This is a genomic window from Falsihalocynthiibacter sp. S25ZX9 (assembly GCF_041205405.1).
GTDB classification, from domain to species: Bacteria; Pseudomonadota; Alphaproteobacteria; order Rhodobacterales; family Rhodobacteraceae; genus Falsihalocynthiibacter; species Falsihalocynthiibacter arcticus.
In genome coordinates this window covers 1-299 of record NZ_JBGFCD010000252.1, presented here as the reverse complement: position 1 = coordinate 299, position 299 = coordinate 1, and the positions used below count along the sequence as shown (strand labels likewise).

Annotated in this window: 1 protein-coding gene; it reads right to left on the bottom strand. The window is 53.5% G+C overall.

The window, feature by feature from the left end; all coding sequences use genetic code 11:
* Positions 1 to 299: calcium-binding protein (locus AB9F29_RS22130; RefSeq protein ID WP_369757279.1), on the bottom strand; the 299-nt coding region annotated here is incomplete at both ends.

Below are 299 nucleotides of genomic sequence, written 5' to 3'. Positions count from 1 at the left end.
TGAAGCCTGTCATTACCGATCCCACCAACCAAAAGATCATTACCGACCCCGCCATAAAGCGTGTCCGAACCTACACTGCCGTTTAGCGTGTCGTTGCCATCCCGACCAATGATGACGTCATTTCCATACCCGCCATTGACATAATCATGGCCAGAGCCGCCGTCGATCACGTCGCCTCCATCTGCTCGAGAGCCGCCGCCAAAAAGGAAATCATCCCAGTCGTTGCCAAAAAGCCGATCAACCCCGTCACCGCCATAAATCCGGTCATTTCCGGCTTCACCGTATAAAGTGTAGTTGCC